General features: G+C 46.3%; 15 protein-coding genes. 9 read left to right on the forward strand and 6 right to left on the reverse strand.

The window, feature by feature from the left end:
• Positions 1-40: 40 nt before the first annotated feature.
• On the forward strand, positions 41-958 hold the full coding sequence (locus tag AC23N5_RS27055) for a DMT family transporter (RefSeq protein WP_487757932.1): 918 nt from the start codon (positions 41-43) through the stop codon (positions 956-958).
• A 241-nt stretch (positions 959-1,199) separates the two neighbouring features.
• Here the strand turns inward: AC23N5_RS27055 and AC23N5_RS27060 are convergent, their stop codons facing one another.
• Positions 1,200-1,727: a hypothetical protein gene (locus tag AC23N5_RS27060; RefSeq protein WP_487757933.1), complete on the reverse strand. Its 528-nt coding sequence runs from the start codon at positions 1,725-1,727 to the stop codon at positions 1,200-1,202.
• Positions 1,728-1,775: 48 nt separating this feature from the next.
• On the opposite strand from AC23N5_RS27060, the gene AC23N5_RS27065 reads away from it, so the two are divergent.
• Positions 1,776-2,594 (forward strand): endonuclease/exonuclease/phosphatase family protein, encoded by an 819-nt coding sequence (locus AC23N5_RS27065; protein WP_487757934.1) that lies wholly within the window; start codon positions 1,776-1,778, stop codon positions 2,592-2,594.
• Positions 2,591-3,466 carry an AraC family transcriptional regulator gene (locus AC23N5_RS27070; protein WP_487757935.1) on the forward strand — a complete coding sequence of 292 codons (876 nt, stop codon included), beginning with the start codon at positions 2,591-2,593 and terminating at the stop codon, positions 3,464-3,466. The genes AC23N5_RS27065 and AC23N5_RS27070 overlap by 4 nt, the downstream gene beginning before the upstream one ends.
• Here AC23N5_RS27070 and AC23N5_RS27075 read toward each other — a convergent pair.
• From AC23N5_RS27075 to AC23N5_RS27090, 4 genes are read right to left on the reverse strand one after another with little or no spacing between them, the layout of a single operon-like run.
• Positions 3,460-3,834 (reverse strand): DoxX family protein, encoded by a 375-nt coding sequence (locus tag AC23N5_RS27075; RefSeq protein ID WP_487757936.1) that lies wholly within the window; start codon positions 3,832-3,834, stop codon positions 3,460-3,462. The genes AC23N5_RS27070 and AC23N5_RS27075 overlap by 7 nt on opposite strands.
• On the reverse strand, positions 3,831-4,250 hold the full coding sequence (locus tag AC23N5_RS27080) for a VOC family protein (RefSeq protein ID WP_487757937.1): 420 nt from the start codon (positions 4,248-4,250) through the stop codon (positions 3,831-3,833). Before AC23N5_RS27080 ends, AC23N5_RS27075 begins: the two co-directional genes overlap by 4 nt.
• A complete protein-coding gene (locus AC23N5_RS27085) occupies positions 4,247-4,663 on the reverse strand; it encodes a transcriptional regulator (protein ID WP_487757938.1) in 417 nt (138 codons plus the stop codon). The genes AC23N5_RS27080 and AC23N5_RS27085 overlap by 4 nt, the downstream gene beginning before the upstream one ends.
• A 12-nt stretch (positions 4,664-4,675) precedes the next feature.
• The gene (locus AC23N5_RS27090) at positions 4,676-5,137 is read right to left on the reverse strand and encodes a VOC family protein (RefSeq protein ID WP_183975111.1); all 462 of its coding nucleotides are present in this window, start codon (positions 5,135-5,137) and stop codon (positions 4,676-4,678) included.
• A gap of 128 nt (positions 5,138-5,265) precedes the next feature.
• Between AC23N5_RS27090 and AC23N5_RS27095 the strand changes: the two genes are divergently transcribed.
• Positions 5,266-6,240: a GlxA family transcriptional regulator gene (locus AC23N5_RS27095; RefSeq protein WP_487757939.1), complete on the forward strand. Its 975-nt coding sequence runs from the start codon at positions 5,266-5,268 to the stop codon at positions 6,238-6,240.
• Positions 6,241-6,352: 112 nt separating this feature from the next.
• Entirely contained in the window at positions 6,353-7,258 is a 906-nt protein-coding gene (locus tag AC23N5_RS27100; RefSeq protein WP_183975109.1) for a dihydrodipicolinate synthase family protein, read from the forward strand.
• Positions 7,259-7,384: 126 nt separating this feature from the next.
• On the opposite strand, the gene AC23N5_RS27105 is transcribed toward AC23N5_RS27100, so the two are convergent.
• Complete coding sequence (locus AC23N5_RS27105) at positions 7,385-8,395, reverse strand: helix-turn-helix transcriptional regulator (protein ID WP_487757940.1); 1,011 nt, start codon at positions 8,393-8,395, stop codon at positions 7,385-7,387.
• Between the two features lie 569 nt (positions 8,396-8,964).
• On the opposite strand from AC23N5_RS27105, the gene AC23N5_RS27110 reads away from it, so the two are divergent.
• The 4 genes from AC23N5_RS27110 to AC23N5_RS27125 all read left to right on the forward strand — a co-directional run bounded on the left by AC23N5_RS27110 (position 8,965) and on the right by AC23N5_RS27125 (position 15,985).
• Positions 8,965-10,065 carry a slipin family protein gene (locus tag AC23N5_RS27110; protein WP_487757941.1) on the forward strand — a complete coding sequence of 367 codons (1,101 nt, stop codon included), beginning with the start codon at positions 8,965-8,967 and terminating at the stop codon, positions 10,063-10,065.
• A 179-nt stretch (positions 10,066-10,244) separates the two neighbouring features.
• Positions 10,245-11,684, forward strand: a complete 1,440-nt coding sequence (locus tag AC23N5_RS27115) for a sulfatase family protein (RefSeq protein WP_487757942.1) — start codon at positions 10,245-10,247, stop codon at positions 11,682-11,684.
• A 149-nt stretch (positions 11,685-11,833) separates the two neighbouring features.
• Positions 11,834-12,691, forward strand: a complete 858-nt coding sequence (locus AC23N5_RS27120) for a sugar phosphate isomerase/epimerase family protein (RefSeq protein ID WP_183975740.1) — start codon at positions 11,834-11,836, stop codon at positions 12,689-12,691.
• A gap of 279 nt (positions 12,692-12,970) precedes the next feature.
• Entirely contained in the window at positions 12,971-15,985 is a 3,015-nt protein-coding gene (locus AC23N5_RS27125) for a SusC/RagA family TonB-linked outer membrane protein (protein WP_487757943.1), read from the forward strand.
• Positions 15,986-16,000 lie beyond the last annotated feature (15 nt).

Here is a 16,000-nt window from a genome sequence, read left to right on the forward strand (position 1 = left end):
ACAACTTTTCGAAAGTTTGAACTTTCGGAAAGTTCCACCAATGAAAAATACACTCATAGGAATTCTTTTTGCGATGCTTTGGGCATCAGCTTCCGTGGCAACGAAATTTGGAATTCGTTCGGCCGACCCGCTCATTTTGGCCAATGTTCGGTTTTTGCTGGCAGGTACGCTTATGTTGACCTTTGGATATACCTTTGCCAATAGCGAAAAAACACTTCCACGAGGGCGTGAATGGGGTCAATTGGCGATTTTTGCCCTGTTCAATACAACGTTATATTTGAGTGCCTTTGTGCTTTCGATGCGCGAAGTATCGGCGGGCATCGGAAGTTTATCCACGGCTACTGGGCCGTTGTTTGTCATTGTGTTATCAGCAATATGGTTACAGCGCAGTCTCAAGTGGAACGAAGCCCTAGGGGTTGTGTTGGGACTTTCGGGAGCGGGGTTGGCCACATGGCCTTTGCTCCAGAATAGCTTTGCTACAACCCGAGGATTAGCTATTTTGATGGCAGGAATTGTGTCGGTATCGGCTGCGAGTGTGTATTATGCCCGCATCTCGTGGCGATTACCCAACGTGCTTATCAATGGTTGGCAAGTAATGTTAGGGGGAATTATGTTATTGCCTTTTACGGTTTATTTTGCCGATTGGGAACATACCCGCTGGGATGCGCAGTTTTGGGGAGCAGTAGGCTGGTTGATTGTCCCTGTTTCCGTCATTTCGTTGCAGTTGTGGTTTTATCTACTTCGCTTAGATGCCGTGCGGGCTTCGATGTGGCTTTTCCTTTGTCCCGTTTTTGGGTTTACGTACTCTTCTTTTTTTCTGGGAGAACCTCTTTCTTGGCATACGTTTGTAGGAACAGCACTCGTTGTGGCAGGACTGTACGTAGCCCAGCGCATCCGTGCCCGTGCCAAGGGTTTCTCAAAACCCGCTTTTGACGCCGAAAAAGGGGAAAGGATATGAGTATCCTTTCTCACGTGTTGTGCCAAGGGTTTCTCAAAACCCGCTTTTGACGCCGAAAAAGGGGAAAGGATATGAGTATCCTTTCTCACGTAATGTGCCAAGGGTTTCTCAAAACCCGCCCAGTGCTCGAAAAAAGGGAAAGGATATGAGTATCCTTTCTCACGTGTTGTGCCAAGGGTTTCTCAAAACCCGCTTTTGACGCCGAAAAAGGGGAAAGGATATGAGTGCCTTTTCTCACGTGTCACATGTTCCAAGCGATTCCAAAACCTACTGCGGGCCGAGATAAGGGCGTATTTTGCAGCGAAAGGCCAATTCTGGGTTGTGCTAAACGGGTATTATAGACACTGACTGCTCGGCGAATTTTTAACGTAGAAATGATATTGGCCGTTAGCGATACGCCGATGGAGGCAAGGTAAGTAGCCCAAAAGGTCCGACGGCTTACGTTGGCCGAACCGCCTTCAAGCAAATAATAAATGGTAGGAAGCACCGACACCACCGTACCGACCGTTCGGATGACGCGTGCACTTTTAAAATAATGATTCACCTCGGGGTCGTCGAGCTCGCCAAAAGGGATTTCTAAGGAATAATTGCTACGCAGACGAACACCGCCGTAATAATACCTGCCGTTGGCGCCTACTACAATCGGTTTAAGGTGCGAAAACTGATACTTTTTGAGCAAAGCCGTAGTGCTGTCTATGCGAGAAACTTGGGCTTGAATGGCCAGACTGAACGTCAGGAAGAGGAAAAGAAGCAGATACTTTGTTTTCACAGCAGAGGTTGTATTTTTGTTGAATTACTAACGTTTTTTCTGTTATAAATGGTAAAGATACTAACGGTGAAAGTTCTCAAATATAGTCTTTATTTATTGATTTGCTGGGGAAGTCTGGCAGGTGTGGAGGCTCAAAAAAACAAAGCAAAGCTTGCCGCAAAGCCCATGACCCTAAAAGTGATGACGTTTAACATTCACCACGGCGAAAATAACGTGGGTAAAACCAACCTGACGCGAGTAGTGGAATTGGTGAAAGAGTACCAACCTGATTTTGTGGCGTTGCAGGAGATAGACAGCGTAGTGCCTCGGTCGGGGAAGTTGAATCAGATGCGGATTTTGTCGCTTCTTTCTGATTATCATTCGGCCTTTTCGGCCGCGATAGATTTGCAAGGAGGAAAGTACGGCTTGGGAATATTGTCAAAAAGGCCGATTGAGCACGTTCAAAAATTAAAGTTACCTAACCCTGATTCCACCGAACAGCGCATTTTGATGTGTGCATTGGTACCTTTATCGGAAGGGAAATCTATTCGATTTTGCAACACCCACCTCGACCACAAATCGGCTTTGAATCGTGGTTTACAGGCGGCGATTATCAACGAAAACCTCCAAAATAGCATTTATCCCGTGATTTTGGGGGGAGATTTTAACGCTACTGCCGACAATCACACGCTGGAGGCTTTGACCAAATATTGGAACGACGCAGGGGCAAACTCAGTCCAAGCCACGTACCCAGGCAATGGAAAACGCATTGATTATTTTTGGACGCACCAGTCAGCTCCTTTTAAAGTCGTAGAATATAAGGTATTGGACGAACCCACCGCGTCTGATCATTTACCCGTGTTGGTCACTTATTCGCTTGGCAAATGAAAGCACTTCTATTTCGAGTTCCGACCGTGGACGACCGCTCGTTTCGGGTGCAGGTGGACGAAGGGGCGCATTTTTATGAACGACTCCATTTTCACCCCGAATTTCAGTTGACTCTCATTTTGGAAGGAACGGGTACGCTGGTAGTGGGCGACCGCATCGACCGTTTTCAGCCGTTGGATTTGCTGTTGTTGGGTGCCGATGTGCCGCACGTCCTCCTCAGCGACCCTGCCTATTTTGAGCGAAACGCACAGTTACAAATCAAGGCGTGTACGTTTTTTTTTAGAGAAGAGTTTTTCTTGCAATTTTTTGAAAAAACGCCAGAGTTACGGCACATTCACGCCATCTTACAAGACGCAAAACGCGGGGTGCGGCTGCGGTTTGGGCAGCCTACTGACGTCACAAATCAGTTTGAGCAAATAGCCCAAAAACGTTCTTTTGAACAATTTACGGCCTTACTGACCTTCCTTGATTTCCTGACGTTGTCGCAAGACTACGAACTTTTGGCAGGGGCATCGTACCGAAAACCGAAGCAGCCCGTGGACCAACAGCGGTTAGAAAACGTCTTCAATTTTATCTTAGGACATTACGCCGACCCCATCACGCTGGAGGACGTGGCCAATGTCGCTAATTTGACTTCGCCTGCTTTTTGTCGTTTTTTGCGTACCCACACGCGCAAAACATTTTCGGAACTATTGAGCGAAGTCCGCATTGAGCACGCGTGTCGTTTGCTCAAAGACTCCACCAAAAGTGTCAGCGAAATTGCCTTTGAATGTGGGTACAGCAACTTATCCAATTTCAACCGTCAGTTTAAACAAATCACCAAACTGACGCCCCGAGAATACGTAAAATCGGCGGGAGAATTGGGTCAATGAAGAGTAAGGTAACGTTTCCAGAGGTAGTAGTTGGTGGCCATAATGGCAAGTACTACCAACGGGAAAATGGCAAAAGCCGTATGCTCACCCACAAACGCCCACGAAAGGGCAGCGCAGATGAAATTGAAGGTAAAACCTGCATACGCCCATTCTTTCACGATGGACGAATAGGTTTGCAATAAGCCTATGACGCCGAGAAGTTTGGCCGAACCTACGATAAGTAGAAGGTACATTGGGTAGCCGAGCATTTTAAAGGCTTCTTGTCCATCTTTTTGTTGGGTAACTCCGCCAATGCCATCCATTGTCATAAACAAAACAAAAATAATTGTAGTGGTCCAGTAGCTGATTTTTAGGGCTTTAGGGCTCATAAGTTGGGGTGTTTAGAAAAGTGAAATATCCAGTGATTGCCAAATTTATCGGTAAGCATTCCGAGCGTTGCTCCCCAAAACGTTTGATGGAGAGGTTGAGTAACTACTCCGTTTTGGGCTAATTTTTCAAAGGCAACTTGTGTTTCGTCGAGCTGCTGAAAATAAATAGAAAGAGTGATTGAATTTCCTCCAACCCGTTTATTACCAAGCATATCTGAGGCCAAAAGTAAAATTTTGCCTTCTTTCTCCAAGACGGCGTGTAAGATTTGGTTTCCAGTTTCGGCGGGCATTTGGGCCGACATCGGCGACTCTGCCACGGGTTGTAGCCGTAGTTCTCCTCCTAAACACTGTTGGTAGTACAGCATGGCTTCGCGGCAATTTCCCTCAAAGTTGAGGTAAGGTGTAAGCTGTATCATGGCTCGGAAATCAATTTTACCATACAGTACACGTCATCGTCCCCTTCATATTGCTCAAGACAAAAACCATTAGGGTCGAGGCGGGGGTCGGTTAATAACTGTTGAAAAGCCTCTCCAATAGCAGCGATATTGCTGCGAAATTGGGGGATAAAGATACTTAAGTAATATCCTTTGGGGATAATAAAAGCCTCAAAACCAGTCAAAAGTGGTTCTTCGGGTGTAAGTTGTTCTGCTGCTGCTTTGTAGATAATTTTCCCAAGGTGCTGAGCATACGATATTCCGAAATAGCGACGATGGGTACTAAATGGAATTGCTGAATGTAGCGTTTGGTGGGCAGCTAGCACACCATCGGGAAAAGAAGTCGCAGTTACACAAAATGCTGGAATATCATTACTGAAAAAACGAGTGTCCATGGTAGTTAGTTTTTAATTTTCCGAAGCAGCTTTCAATTGAGCAATATCTATTTTTTTCATTCCAAGCAAGGCGTTTAAGACCCGTTGGGCTTGTTGTGGGTCAGGGCTACCAAGCATTTCGCTAAGCTGAGTAGGAACAATTTGCCAAGAAACTCCAAACTTATCTTTGAGCCAGCCGCACTGTTGGGCGTTTGGGTCAGCGTCAGCCGATAATTTTTCCCAGTAGTAGTCGATTTCGTCCTGCGTTTCGCCATTGACGATGAACGAAATAGCTTCACTAAAACTAAACTGCGGGCCGCCGTTGAGCGCTACAAAGGGTTGCCCATTTAGTTCAAAGCCAATGGCGAGTACTTGGTCTCCAGAACGGGTAATGCGCCCGACGCTTGAGGTAGTAAAAATGGCTGTATAAAATGCGACGGCTTCTTCGGCATTGCCGTTGAACCAAAGATTAATGGAAAGAGGGGATGTTTTCATGGGTGTTGTGCGATAAATTGATACTGCAAAAGTACAGACGGAATCTGTGACCAAAGCTGTGTAAAAACGACAATCTGAGGGGTTGATTCCGACATTGGTGGCTCGTACTTTTGTAAAAAACTTTGACCATGAAACACGTCTCGATTTTAGTGCCCGAAACGGCCGTATCTGCGGCTATCGTTGACCCACGGTATATGTTTACAGCCGTCAATGAATTTATCAAAGGTCAAGGACGCCCCCCGCTGTTCAATGTGCAATTGGTGGGTATGACCAAAGAAGTGCGGCTCAACGATGGCCTAATTTCTATTCATTGCGACGCGGTCATCAGCGAACTCCCCAAAACTGACCTCATCATTGTACCCGCGATCAGTGGGCATATCGAACACGCCTTGGAGCGAAATCAGGCACTGCTGCCGTGGATTGTTGACCACCACAAACGTGGCGCCGAAGTAGCGAGTTTGTGTTTAGGGGCGTTTTTGTTGGCCTCGACGGGGCTGCTAAACGGTAAATCATGCTCGACGCATTGGCTTTTTGCCAACGAATTTCGACGAATGTTTCCCGACGTTACCCTCACCGACGACAAAATCATTGTGGAACACAATGGCCTGTATTCGAGCGGGGGAGCACATTCATATTGGAATTTGCTGTTGCACTTGGTAGAAAAATACGCAGGTCGCGAGATGGCTATTTTGGCAGCCAAGTTTTTTGTACTTGATATTGGGCTCGATAGCCAATCGCCGTTTAGCATTTTTAAGGGACAAAAAATGCACGAAGACCTCGAAATAAAGAAAGTACAAGACTTTATAGAAACCAATTACCAAGATAAAATTACGGTGGATGACCTCTCAGACAACTTTGGGATTGGCCGTAGGACGTTTGAACGGCGATTTAAGAAGGCAACCAACAATACCGTGGTAGAATACCTGCAACGCGTGAAAATCGAAGTCGCCAAGAAGCAGTTTGAACTCACCCGTAAAACAGTCAACGAAGTGATGTACGATGTAGGGTATTCTGATACGAAGGCATTTAGAGATGTATTTAAAAAAGTGACGGGACTGTCGCCCATTGATTACAAAAATAAGTATAACAAAGACGCGGCCTGATTTTGACCAAAATAGTATCAGAAAGTATTAATCTAAGCCAAAGCAACGAATGTATAGCTTGTACTTTTGTGTCGTAATTAGTGGAACAAGAAAAAAGAAATAGACCAAAAATATGAAACCAAGCTGGATTGGAGTTTACCCCGCCGTCACGACGAAGTTTTTCGAGGACGAAACATTAGACATCAAGATGTTTACGTACAACATCGACGAACAAATCAAGGCAGGAGTGCACGGAATTATCATCTGTGGGTCGTTGGGAGAAAACAGTACCCTAACGTACGATGAAAAATTAACGCTCTTGGCAGCGGCGCGCGAGGTGATTGCCGACCGTGTACCGTTGGTGATTGGCGTAGCTGAAAATAGCACCCGAGTAGCGGTGAATTTCGTAAAAGAAGCCGAAAAAACGGGCGCTGATGGTATCATGTTGTTGCCGCCGATGCGCTACCCTTCTGACGACCGCGAGACCCTCCACTTCATGCACACCGTCGCCGATGCTACTGACCTTCCGTACATGGTATATAACAACCCCGTGGCGTACAAGACCTTTGTAAGCATTCCGATGTTTAAAGATTTGGCTCAAAATGCGCACTTTGAATCCATGAAGGAGTCAACAGGTGATGTGCGTTATATGACGGATATTATCAACGAATTGGGTGGACGTTTCAAGATTATGTCGGGGGTAGATGACCTGGCACTGGAAAGCCTTTTGATGGGCGCTGATGGCTGGATTGCTGGATTGGTGGATGCCTTCCCACGCGAAACGGTTGTGATTTATGAATTAGCGAAACAAGGCCGTATCGCCGAAGCACGCGAGATTTACCGTTGGTTCTTCCCACTATTGCACCTTGATGTTTCGACGAAGTTTGTACAAAATATCAAATTGGCCGAAGTCGCTACGGGCTTAGGAACGGAGTATGTTCGTCAGCCACGCTTGCCATTGGTAGGTGAAGAACGCGAGCATGTATTGAAAGTTATCAACGACTCGTTGGCAAAACGCCCTGTATTGCCACAGATTTAAGCATTTATACACTTTTTACCCTACCCTGAAAGGCAATAATCAGCAATGGTTATTGCCTCTTTTTTCTTGAATCAACAATGTCTTATGTATTCTATTTGTGCCCTATGTGTTTTAGAATAAAAGCACTTATTCGTAATTCTCAGCACCTTCCTTCAAACGCTGTTGAATGCGTTTACGGAGGGCGTCGGGCGACAAGACTTTGATGATTTCTCCAAATCCCAAAATTTCTTTTTCTAATTCGAAATTGAGTTGGACAAAAAGCTCAATCACAACCCCTTCTTGTTGGCGTTCCAGCGTTACTTGTGAACTGTGCAGTGGCTTGGTTTCTAAGTAGGGAGCGTGGGCCGCAGCCACCCAAAGCCGCACCCGTCGGGGGCGCTGATTGGGGCTGACCGTCACGCCAATGACGTGCTGATAAAACGCTTCGGGCTGCAGGTGTTCGTTGGCTCGAAAGGGCTTGTCGTCGTCGATACTACATTCAATGATTCGGTCTAACGCCAAGTGAAGCACTTCGGAGAGTTGGTTTTTGATTCCTACGGCAAACCAACGGTTTTTGTACTCTTTGAGCCACCATACATGAAACGTAAATTGGTTGGCTTCTTTGGCTCGAAACGATTGGTAAGTCATCGAAACCGCCTTCTGCTGCACCACGGCTTGGTACAAGGTCTCCAAAAACGACAACCCCCGCAGGTTTTCATTCTTCTCAAAATCAATGACGGTTTGTTGTTGGTGCTTGGCCGCATACACGTGCCCTTCTAGCTTTTGAATGACATCTGTCAGCTGTTGAAAATGCGAAAACCCTTTGAATTGGCGCAACACTTCCACGGCTTCGTTCATCCGCTGCAAATCCAACTCGGTTAGTGGTATTTGGGTAATACTATAGGCGGGGTCTTCGTAGGTGTAGTATTTCTTGTCAACTACCACAATCGGGGCAAAGTATCCCAACTTATCGCTTCGCATCATTTGAAGGTCGGCCTGAATCGTGCGGCGACTGATGCCTTTGTCCATGCCTTCGTATTCATACATGGCTTCGGAGACTTTTTCAATGAGGTCTTCGAGCGTCCATTTGCGGTAGCGGTTACGTAAACAAGCATCAATGGTCTTGTACCGTATGAGGGCGTTGCGGTTGGCGGGCATGGGATAAACCAGTTTTTTTGAAAATTTCCGAAAATAATTTCAACTGCGCAAAAAGACTGCGCAGAAGGTATAAACCTTTGTATCGTCAAGTTAACGATAACGAACCTGATGCTGGTGTTCATCGCCACATAGTACCGCCGACGTATCGCACGGTATGCTGTCGAAATCGCTCTAATTTGACTTTCACACTGTGGGTCGAGGGTTCGAATCCCTCCTTGGTGCAAGCCATGTAACTCAGCTGGGTAGAGTAACAGACGTAGAAGAAGGCCGCTTCACCAAAAATGGTCACTATCGGGCTAATAAGGGCAAAAAACGCTTCTGTGACGGGGCAATCTCGTCACAGTTTGGAGAAAGCCAGCAAACGGGACAATGCCGTTTTTCGCGTTTGAGGTTCTTTTTGACGAACAAACTTGGCTTGGCAAACAAGCATTACGCTGTTTGGAAAACCAAGGAAAACCGTTGAAAACAATCCTAAACAAAAAAGACAAAAACCCGCTTCCGCCTTCAAAAAACGAAGTGTTTTTTGTCCTGAAGCTAAACTGAAACAGTCATCATTAATGCTTAAAATCATGAAAATTGTTCGCATCAACGCCTATCAAGTAGGGCTAGTTTTTCGGGATGAAACGTACGTAAAAGCCATTACAGAGGGTACACACTGGTTGGCGCCTTTCAAGACCGTGAAAATATACAATACAACTCAGCCTTTCGTCGCGCCTTGCGCGTTAGATATTTTACTGAAAGACAATACGTTGGCAGCTATGCTCGACGTGGTAGAGGTAAAAGATAACGAGATTGTGTTGCAGTACGAAAACGAGCTATTCAAAACGGTGCTTAAACCAGGGCGTTATGCGTTTTGGAAAAGCATCATCAACTATCGCTACGTTCGGGTGGACTTAAGCAAAGTAGAGATTACCGAAGAGATTGATTTGGCCGCACTTGCTGCCAAAGAGGTACTAACGTATATGCGTACTTATACCGTAGAATCTTACGAAAAAGGGTTGCTTTTTGTGGACGGTAAGCTACAAAAGATGCTAGAAGCAGGAACCTATTATTGGTGGCGAAACAACTTGTCGGTTTTTGTTTCAAAAGTCGATATGCGTCAGCTACAACTAGAGGTAGCGGGGCAGGAGATTTTGACCAAAGACAAAGCGTCGTTGCGCGTCAACTTTCACGTTCAGTACAAAGTCGCTGATGTGATGAAGGTACTTGTGGAGAACAAAGAAGTTGATAAACAGCTCTATATCCTCATGCAATTGGCGTTGCGCGAGTACATCGGGACGCTGTCTTTGGACGAATTGCTTGAGAAAAAAGAAGTAATTTCTGAGTTTATTTTGGCCGCAACGGCCGATAAAGTAGCCAAACTAGGCTTCACCCTCGTAGGCTGCGGTATTCGGGATGTGATTTTGCCAGGCGATATGAAAGAAATTATGAATCAAGTGTTGGTGGCGGAGAAAAAAGCCCAAGCCAACATCATCATGCGCCGAGAAGAAACCGCTTCGATGCGTAGCTTGCTCAACACCGCCAAACTGATGGAGGAAAACGAAATGTTGTTCCGCCTAAAAGAAATGGAGTACGTCGAGAAAATTGCCGATAAAATCAACACCATTTCGATTGCGGGAGGTGGGCAAGTGCTCGACCAATTGAAGCAGCTTTTCGGAACGACTAAGTAATGTCTTTTGAGCCATTGATTTTAAAACACATAGGGCACATGAGCATATACACATAGAAAACATACTATATGGCTATGTACCTATTGTGAAAACTCTATGTGAACTATGTGTTTAACTTAGGTATAAAAGGCGGTTTTGTACTTTATAAAATAAGAACCTTACCCCTTTCTTTCCTTCGTATGTTTCGAATTATACTTTTTGCGCTGGGCTTTTTTGTGGCCAATCAAACGTTAGCGCAATCTACTAAAACCAATATTTTGTTTCTTTTTGCCGATGACCTCCGTGCTGACGCCCTAGGGTGTTACGGAAATCCTTACGTCAAAACCCCGCATCTGGACCAGCTTGCCCAAAACGGAACCTTATTCAGCGAAGCCCATATTTTGGGTGGTTTGCACGGGGCGATTTGTGCCCCGAGTCGGGCGATGCTGATGAGCGGAAAAGGGTATTTTCGAGTGACTGACCGGCTCAAAGGCGTAACGACCTGGCCTATGCTCCTGCGTCAGCAAGGGTATCATACGTTTATGACGGGCAAATGGCACAACGAGCCCGAAGCAGTTGGGGCAAGTTTTATGGAGGCCAAAAATGTCATGTTGGGTGGAATGGCTGACCATTATCAAACCCCCATGTGCGACCTCAAAGCCGATGGGACTTTCACCGAACCCGTAAAAAAAGGATTTTCAACCGACCATTTTGCCCAAACGGCCATTGATTTTTTGGATAAACAAACGGCCTCGAAACCGTTTGTGACTTACGTGGCATTTACGGCTCCCCACGACCCGCGCTCGCCTTTGCCCGACTATCTCAAACGCTACGGAACGTCGCCGCTTCCGCCCAATTTTATGTCTGCTCACCCGTTTCATTTTGGCAGTAGCATGAGCGAACGCGACGAGATGTTGGCGGCTTTTCCGCGCACGCCCGAGGTCATCAAAGCGCAGTTGACCGAATATTACGCCATGATTACCCACCTTGACGAGGCGATTGGGAAGATTTTGGCTAAACTCAAAGAAAAAGGCTTGGATAAAAATACCCTTATTGTTTTTGCGGCCGACAACGGTCTGGCGATGGGAAGCCACGGGTTGTTGGGTAAACAAAACCTATACGAACACAGCATGAGAGTGCCGTTGATTGTGAGCGGAAAAGGTATCCCCAAAGGGCAACGCAGCGATGCTTTTGTCTATTTATTTGACTTATTTCCCACGTTTTGCCAGCAACTAGGAATCGCCGCGCCGAAAGATTTGGAAGGAAAAGACATTTCAGGCATTTTACAGCAAAAAACCAAATCGGTGCGAGAACAGGTGTTTACGGCCTATCGGGCCTCCATCCGTACCGTCCGTGACCGTCGCTGGAAGTTGATTCGGTACCCGCAAGTGGATTATACTCAGCTTTTTGATTTAGAATCAGACCCTTATGAACTCAATAACCTAGCGGGAAAGCCAGAGTTTGCGGATAAAGTAAAAACGATGACCGAAGACCTACGGAAACATCAGCAGTTTTACGGCGATATGGCACCACTAACTGCTTCAGAAATTCTCCCACAAACCTTTGATTATAAAGGCATCGTGCGTAAGCCTGACCAATGGCAACCCAAGGAAGTGTTGGACAAATACTTCAAAGACTAACCTCCGCGTCCATCTGCGGGTATTCCATCTGCGCCAATCTGCGAGAAAAACATTTTCACACAGAAACCCACAGATGGAATGCACACAGAAAAACAGTAAACGTTACCAGAAAATACCTTTTGTAGTAAACGCTCTTAACTTCAAAAATGATGAAAAAATTAAGCTTAATGGGAGGCGTACTGCTCTCATTGATGGGCATTGTCGGCGAGAGCCTAGCCCAAAAAGGGAAATTATATTCATTTCCCGTTGGGATGCAAGCCTATACCTATCGGGCGAGTTTTCCTAAAAACGTAGCTGCGACATTGGATACCCTCAAATCACTTGGTATCACCGAACTCGAAGGCGGAGCACAAAAAGGCACGACCCCTGCCGAATTTCGTAAAATGTGCGAAGAACGCGGAATCAGCATTGTGGGAACAGGCGGAGGCTATGATGAATTGGTCAAAGACCCCCAAAAAGCAGCAGAAACGGCCAAGGTTTTGGGCTCAAAATTCTTGATGTGTGCTTGGATTCCGCACAAAGTAAAAGGAGGGTTTACGTTTGAAGAAGCAAAAAAAGCCGTCGAAGACTTCAACCGAATTGGCAAAGTGTTAAAAGAAAACGGCATCACGTTTTGCTACCACAACCACGGCTACGAGTTCCAGCCGTATGAAGGAGGAACGCTTTTTGACTACATCGTCAAAAATACCAACCCTGACTATGTGTCGTTTGAAATAGATATTTTGTGGGCATTTCACGGCGGAGCAGAGCCTGTGGGCTTATTGAAAAAATACGGAAATCGCTTCAAACTGGTTCACCTCAAAGACCTTCGCAAAGGAGTAAAAGGCGATTTGACGGGCGGCACGGCGCTCGAAAATGATGTCGTTTTAGGAACGGGACAAGTAGATGTGGCTGGGGTGATTCGCGAGGCAAAAAAGATTGGTATTAAGCACTATTTTATTGAGGATGAAAGTCCTACTTGGAGCCAACAAGTACCTAAAAGCATTGCTTATTTGAAAAGTTTGTAACTAAATTATGTCTTTTATTGTAAAGCGCCTTTGTTCAGACAAAGGCGCTTTGTTTTTTTTGCGTTTGCCATATTTTCTTCTGTTTAGAATATAAATTTAGTTCAAATCTTTTCTTAAATAGAATTATTTGAATATTATTGCCTCCGCAACTCTTCCGCAACAGCATAAAATTCTTCGATGGTTTAAAACCAAATGGGTGTTAAAACAATTAAGCATTCGCTATTGTTGTTGAGTTGACTATACTAACTAATTAACTAAACTAAATTAAACACCAAATCTATGTTCAAATCTACTGATTCCTCAGTGGCAAAACTTGCTTTTGCTATGGGGATGTGGCTGCTGTCGTTCGTTGCAGTAGCCCAAACCAAAATCGGCGGAACGGTCAAGTCATCGGATGGGTCGCCCATTCCAGGTGCAAATGTGGTTGTCAAAGGGACAACCGTTGGGACGGTCAGTGGGGGAGATGGTATGTACTCCATTACCCTAAATCAAAAGAATGCCATTCTGGTTTTCTCGTCCATTGGATTTCAGTCAAAAGAGGTGGCAGTTGGAAACAACAGCACCATTGATGTAACCCTAACGGAAGACGTGTCAAATCTCCAAGAAGTGGTCGTTACGGGTTTGGCATCGAGCATTAAACGTTCTAATTTGGCCAATGCGGTGGCAACTATTTCGGCCAAAGAATTGATGGGAACCACCCAAATTCAGACGGTGGACAATGCTTTTTACGGAAAACTGGCAGGGGTCAACATGAACACCAACGGTGGTGCGCCAGGTGGCGGGGTGTCGATTCAGCTCCGTGGGATTTCGTCGCTTGTGGGGGCATCGCAGCCACTTTACATCATTGATGGAGTGTATGCCAACAATGCCGTAAACCGCTCTGGGCGCGCTTCGGTGACGGGCGCAGGGGCAGAAACCCAAGACGATGCCTCCAACCGTATTTCGGACTTAAACCCCAACGACATCGAAAACGTAGAGGTACTCAAAGGCCCGTCGGCGGCGGCTATCTACGGTACGCGTGCCAATGCGGGGGTTATTATTATCACAACCAAACGCGGAAGCGCGGGAAAAACCAAAGTGTCGTTTGCCCAAGACTACGGAATGGCGACGCCGCAACGTTTGTTTGGGGTGGACAACTGGAGTGAAGATAAAATCAATACGTTTTTTGCGGCTGCTCGTCGCCCCATCGAATTGGAGCGTTTTCGCGCAGCCAATGGCCAAACGTGGGACTACGAAAAGTATTTTTACGGAAACACCGCCCCACTTTCTAATACCCGTCTAGGTATTTCGGGAGGAAACGATAAAACGAAGTTCTTTATCTCAGGTGCGTTGACGGATGAAAAAGGGATTATTCGTCGCACGGGCTTTAAACGCTATTCGCTACGCGCCAATATCGACCACAAACTCACCAACGACATTACGCTTTCAGTAGGTTCAAATTACATCAATACCAACTCTGACCGTGGTTTTACGGGAAACCAAAACAACTCTGGAGCGAGTATCGGGTATAACATTGCGTACGTACCAAACTATTTCAACCTGTTCCCAGATGCAAGTGGTCGCTATCCCGATAACCCTTATTTTGCCGAAAACCCCGTAGCAGTGACAGACCGTGGAATTAATAACACCAACGTCAACCGTTTTATTCAGTCATTCAACCTGACGGCCAATCTCTACAAATCAGAAAAAGCATTGCTCAAACTCGTGGGGCAAGGAGGTTTTGACTACACACAAGGCACGACGTTCGTCTATCTTCCAGAAGATTTACAATACCAACGCGCCCAAGGAAACCCTGGTGACGTGATTTGGGGTAAAACCGAAAACGTCAATACTAACTTGCAGGCAGCCTTGGTGTATAATTGGAACATAGGCAAGCTAAACCTCACGTCGCAGGTAGGCGCGGTTCGTCTCAATTTCCGTGAAGACCGTTTGTTGAACCGTTCGCGTGGATTGGCAGGGGGGCAAACCAACTTGCGCCAAGGAACGGTACAAGAGATTTTTGACCAACGCTTCCAGAGCATTACCGACGTAGGAGCATTTGTACAGCAAGAAGCCAACTGGGACGATAAAATCATCGCGACGGCGGGGGTACGTTGGGATAAATCAACCCTCATCGGTGATGCCAACAAGTTTTGGGCTTTCCCAAAAGCGTCGTTGGCCATCAACCTAGCCAACTTCGACTTTATTCGTTCTTCTAGTTTGTCTTCTATTTTCTCGCAAATTAAGCCCCGCGTAGCGTACGGTGAAACGGCGGGGGTACCAGGTTTTGGGACAACTTTTACGCCGCTTAACTCGGCAAACATTGGTGGCTTGCTCGGCTCGGTCGTAACGACTGCGGCAGGAAACGCGGCCATCGAACCTGAGCGTGCAGGTGAGTTGGAGTTTGGATTGGACTTAGGATTATTCAATAACCGCATCCAACTCGAAGCTACTTACTACGACAAACAAACGCGCAGCAATATCCAAAACCTGCAGCTATCTCCTGCGGTGGGGATCAGTACCATTCCTACGAACTTGGCCCAGCTTCAAAACCGTGGGGTAGAACTTTCGTTGGGGGCAACCATTGTTCAAAAAGAAAAAATTCGCTGGAGCTCACGCGTATTGTGGTGGAAAAATGACATCCTTCTTACTAAATTGGGTATTCCTGCTTACGTCTCAGGAGGTTTTGGAGTAACTCTTGGTACGTTCTTGTACCAAGAAGGGTTTTCGCCTACGACCATCGTTGGAACGCGACCCGCACGCGATGCCAACGATACCCCAGCTGCCGAAAAGGTGAACGTGGGAGCTTATCTTTTAGGAAACAACCAGCCTGATTTTCAGATGTCGTGGAGCAATGAAATCAACTTTTTGAAAAACTTTGATTTTAACATGCTTTGGCATTGGAAAAAAGGTGGAGATAACATCAACTTAACTGAGTTCTTGTGGGATGGTGGTGGAACCTCTCCTGACTGGTTCCGCGACGACAATGGCGACGGTATTCCTAATGGCCGTCAGCGAGGTTTGGCGCCACACAATGGAGCTGACCGCTGGGTACAAGATGCGACTTATCTTCGTCTGCGCGAGGCAGCATTGTACTACACCGTGCCTACCAATTCGTTGAGCAAGTGGTCCAATAACAAAATATCACGGGTGAAAGTAGGTTTCTCTTGCCAAAACCCATTGACATTTACCAAGTACCGCGGTTACGACCCCGAGACTTCTACGTTCGGGTTGCAGGCAGTAGCGTCAGGCGTTGACATTGCTCCGTATCCTACGCAGCGTCGCTTTTTTGGTCATTTAGTTGTTGAATTTTAAAACATGATAAAGACA

This window comes from Runella sp. R5_40 (genome assembly GCF_057652295.1).

Excerpts from the sequence above, each read along its gene's own strand:
- AC23N5_RS27120 (WP_183975740.1), top strand. The coding sequence starts at position 11,834 with ATGAAAAAATTAAGCTTAATGGGAGGCGTACTGCTCTCATTGATGGGC.
- AC23N5_RS27070 (WP_487757935.1), top strand. The coding sequence starts at position 2,591 with ATGAAAGCACTTCTATTTCGAGTTCCGACCGTGGACGACCGCTCGTTT.
- AC23N5_RS27055 (WP_487757932.1), top strand. The coding sequence starts at position 41 with ATGAAAAATACACTCATAGGAATTCTTTTTGCGATGCTTTGGGCATCA.
- AC23N5_RS27095 (WP_487757939.1), top strand. The coding sequence starts at position 5,266 with ATGAAACACGTCTCGATTTTAGTGCCCGAAACGGCCGTATCTGCGGCT.
- AC23N5_RS27085 (WP_487757938.1), bottom strand. The coding sequence starts at position 4,663 with ATGGACACTCGTTTTTTCAGTAATGATATTCCAGCATTTTGTGTAACT.
- AC23N5_RS27080 (WP_487757937.1), bottom strand. The coding sequence starts at position 4,250 with ATGATACAGCTTACACCTTACCTCAACTTTGAGGGAAATTGCCGCGAA.
- AC23N5_RS27125 (WP_487757943.1), top strand. The coding sequence starts at position 12,971 with ATGTTCAAATCTACTGATTCCTCAGTGGCAAAACTTGCTTTTGCTATG.
- AC23N5_RS27065 (WP_487757934.1), top strand. The coding sequence starts at position 1,776 with ATGGTAAAGATACTAACGGTGAAAGTTCTCAAATATAGTCTTTATTTA.
- AC23N5_RS27090 (WP_183975111.1), bottom strand. The coding sequence starts at position 5,137 with ATGAAAACATCCCCTCTTTCCATTAATCTTTGGTTCAACGGCAATGCC.
- AC23N5_RS27075 (WP_487757936.1), bottom strand. The coding sequence starts at position 3,834 with ATGAGCCCTAAAGCCCTAAAAATCAGCTACTGGACCACTACAATTATT.
- AC23N5_RS27110 (WP_487757941.1), top strand. The coding sequence starts at position 8,965 with ATGAAAATTGTTCGCATCAACGCCTATCAAGTAGGGCTAGTTTTTCGG.
- AC23N5_RS27100 (WP_183975109.1), top strand. The coding sequence starts at position 6,353 with ATGAAACCAAGCTGGATTGGAGTTTACCCCGCCGTCACGACGAAGTTT.
- AC23N5_RS27115 (WP_487757942.1), top strand. The coding sequence starts at position 10,245 with ATGTTTCGAATTATACTTTTTGCGCTGGGCTTTTTTGTGGCCAATCAA.
- AC23N5_RS27105 (WP_487757940.1), bottom strand. The coding sequence starts at position 8,395 with ATGCCCGCCAACCGCAACGCCCTCATACGGTACAAGACCATTGATGCT.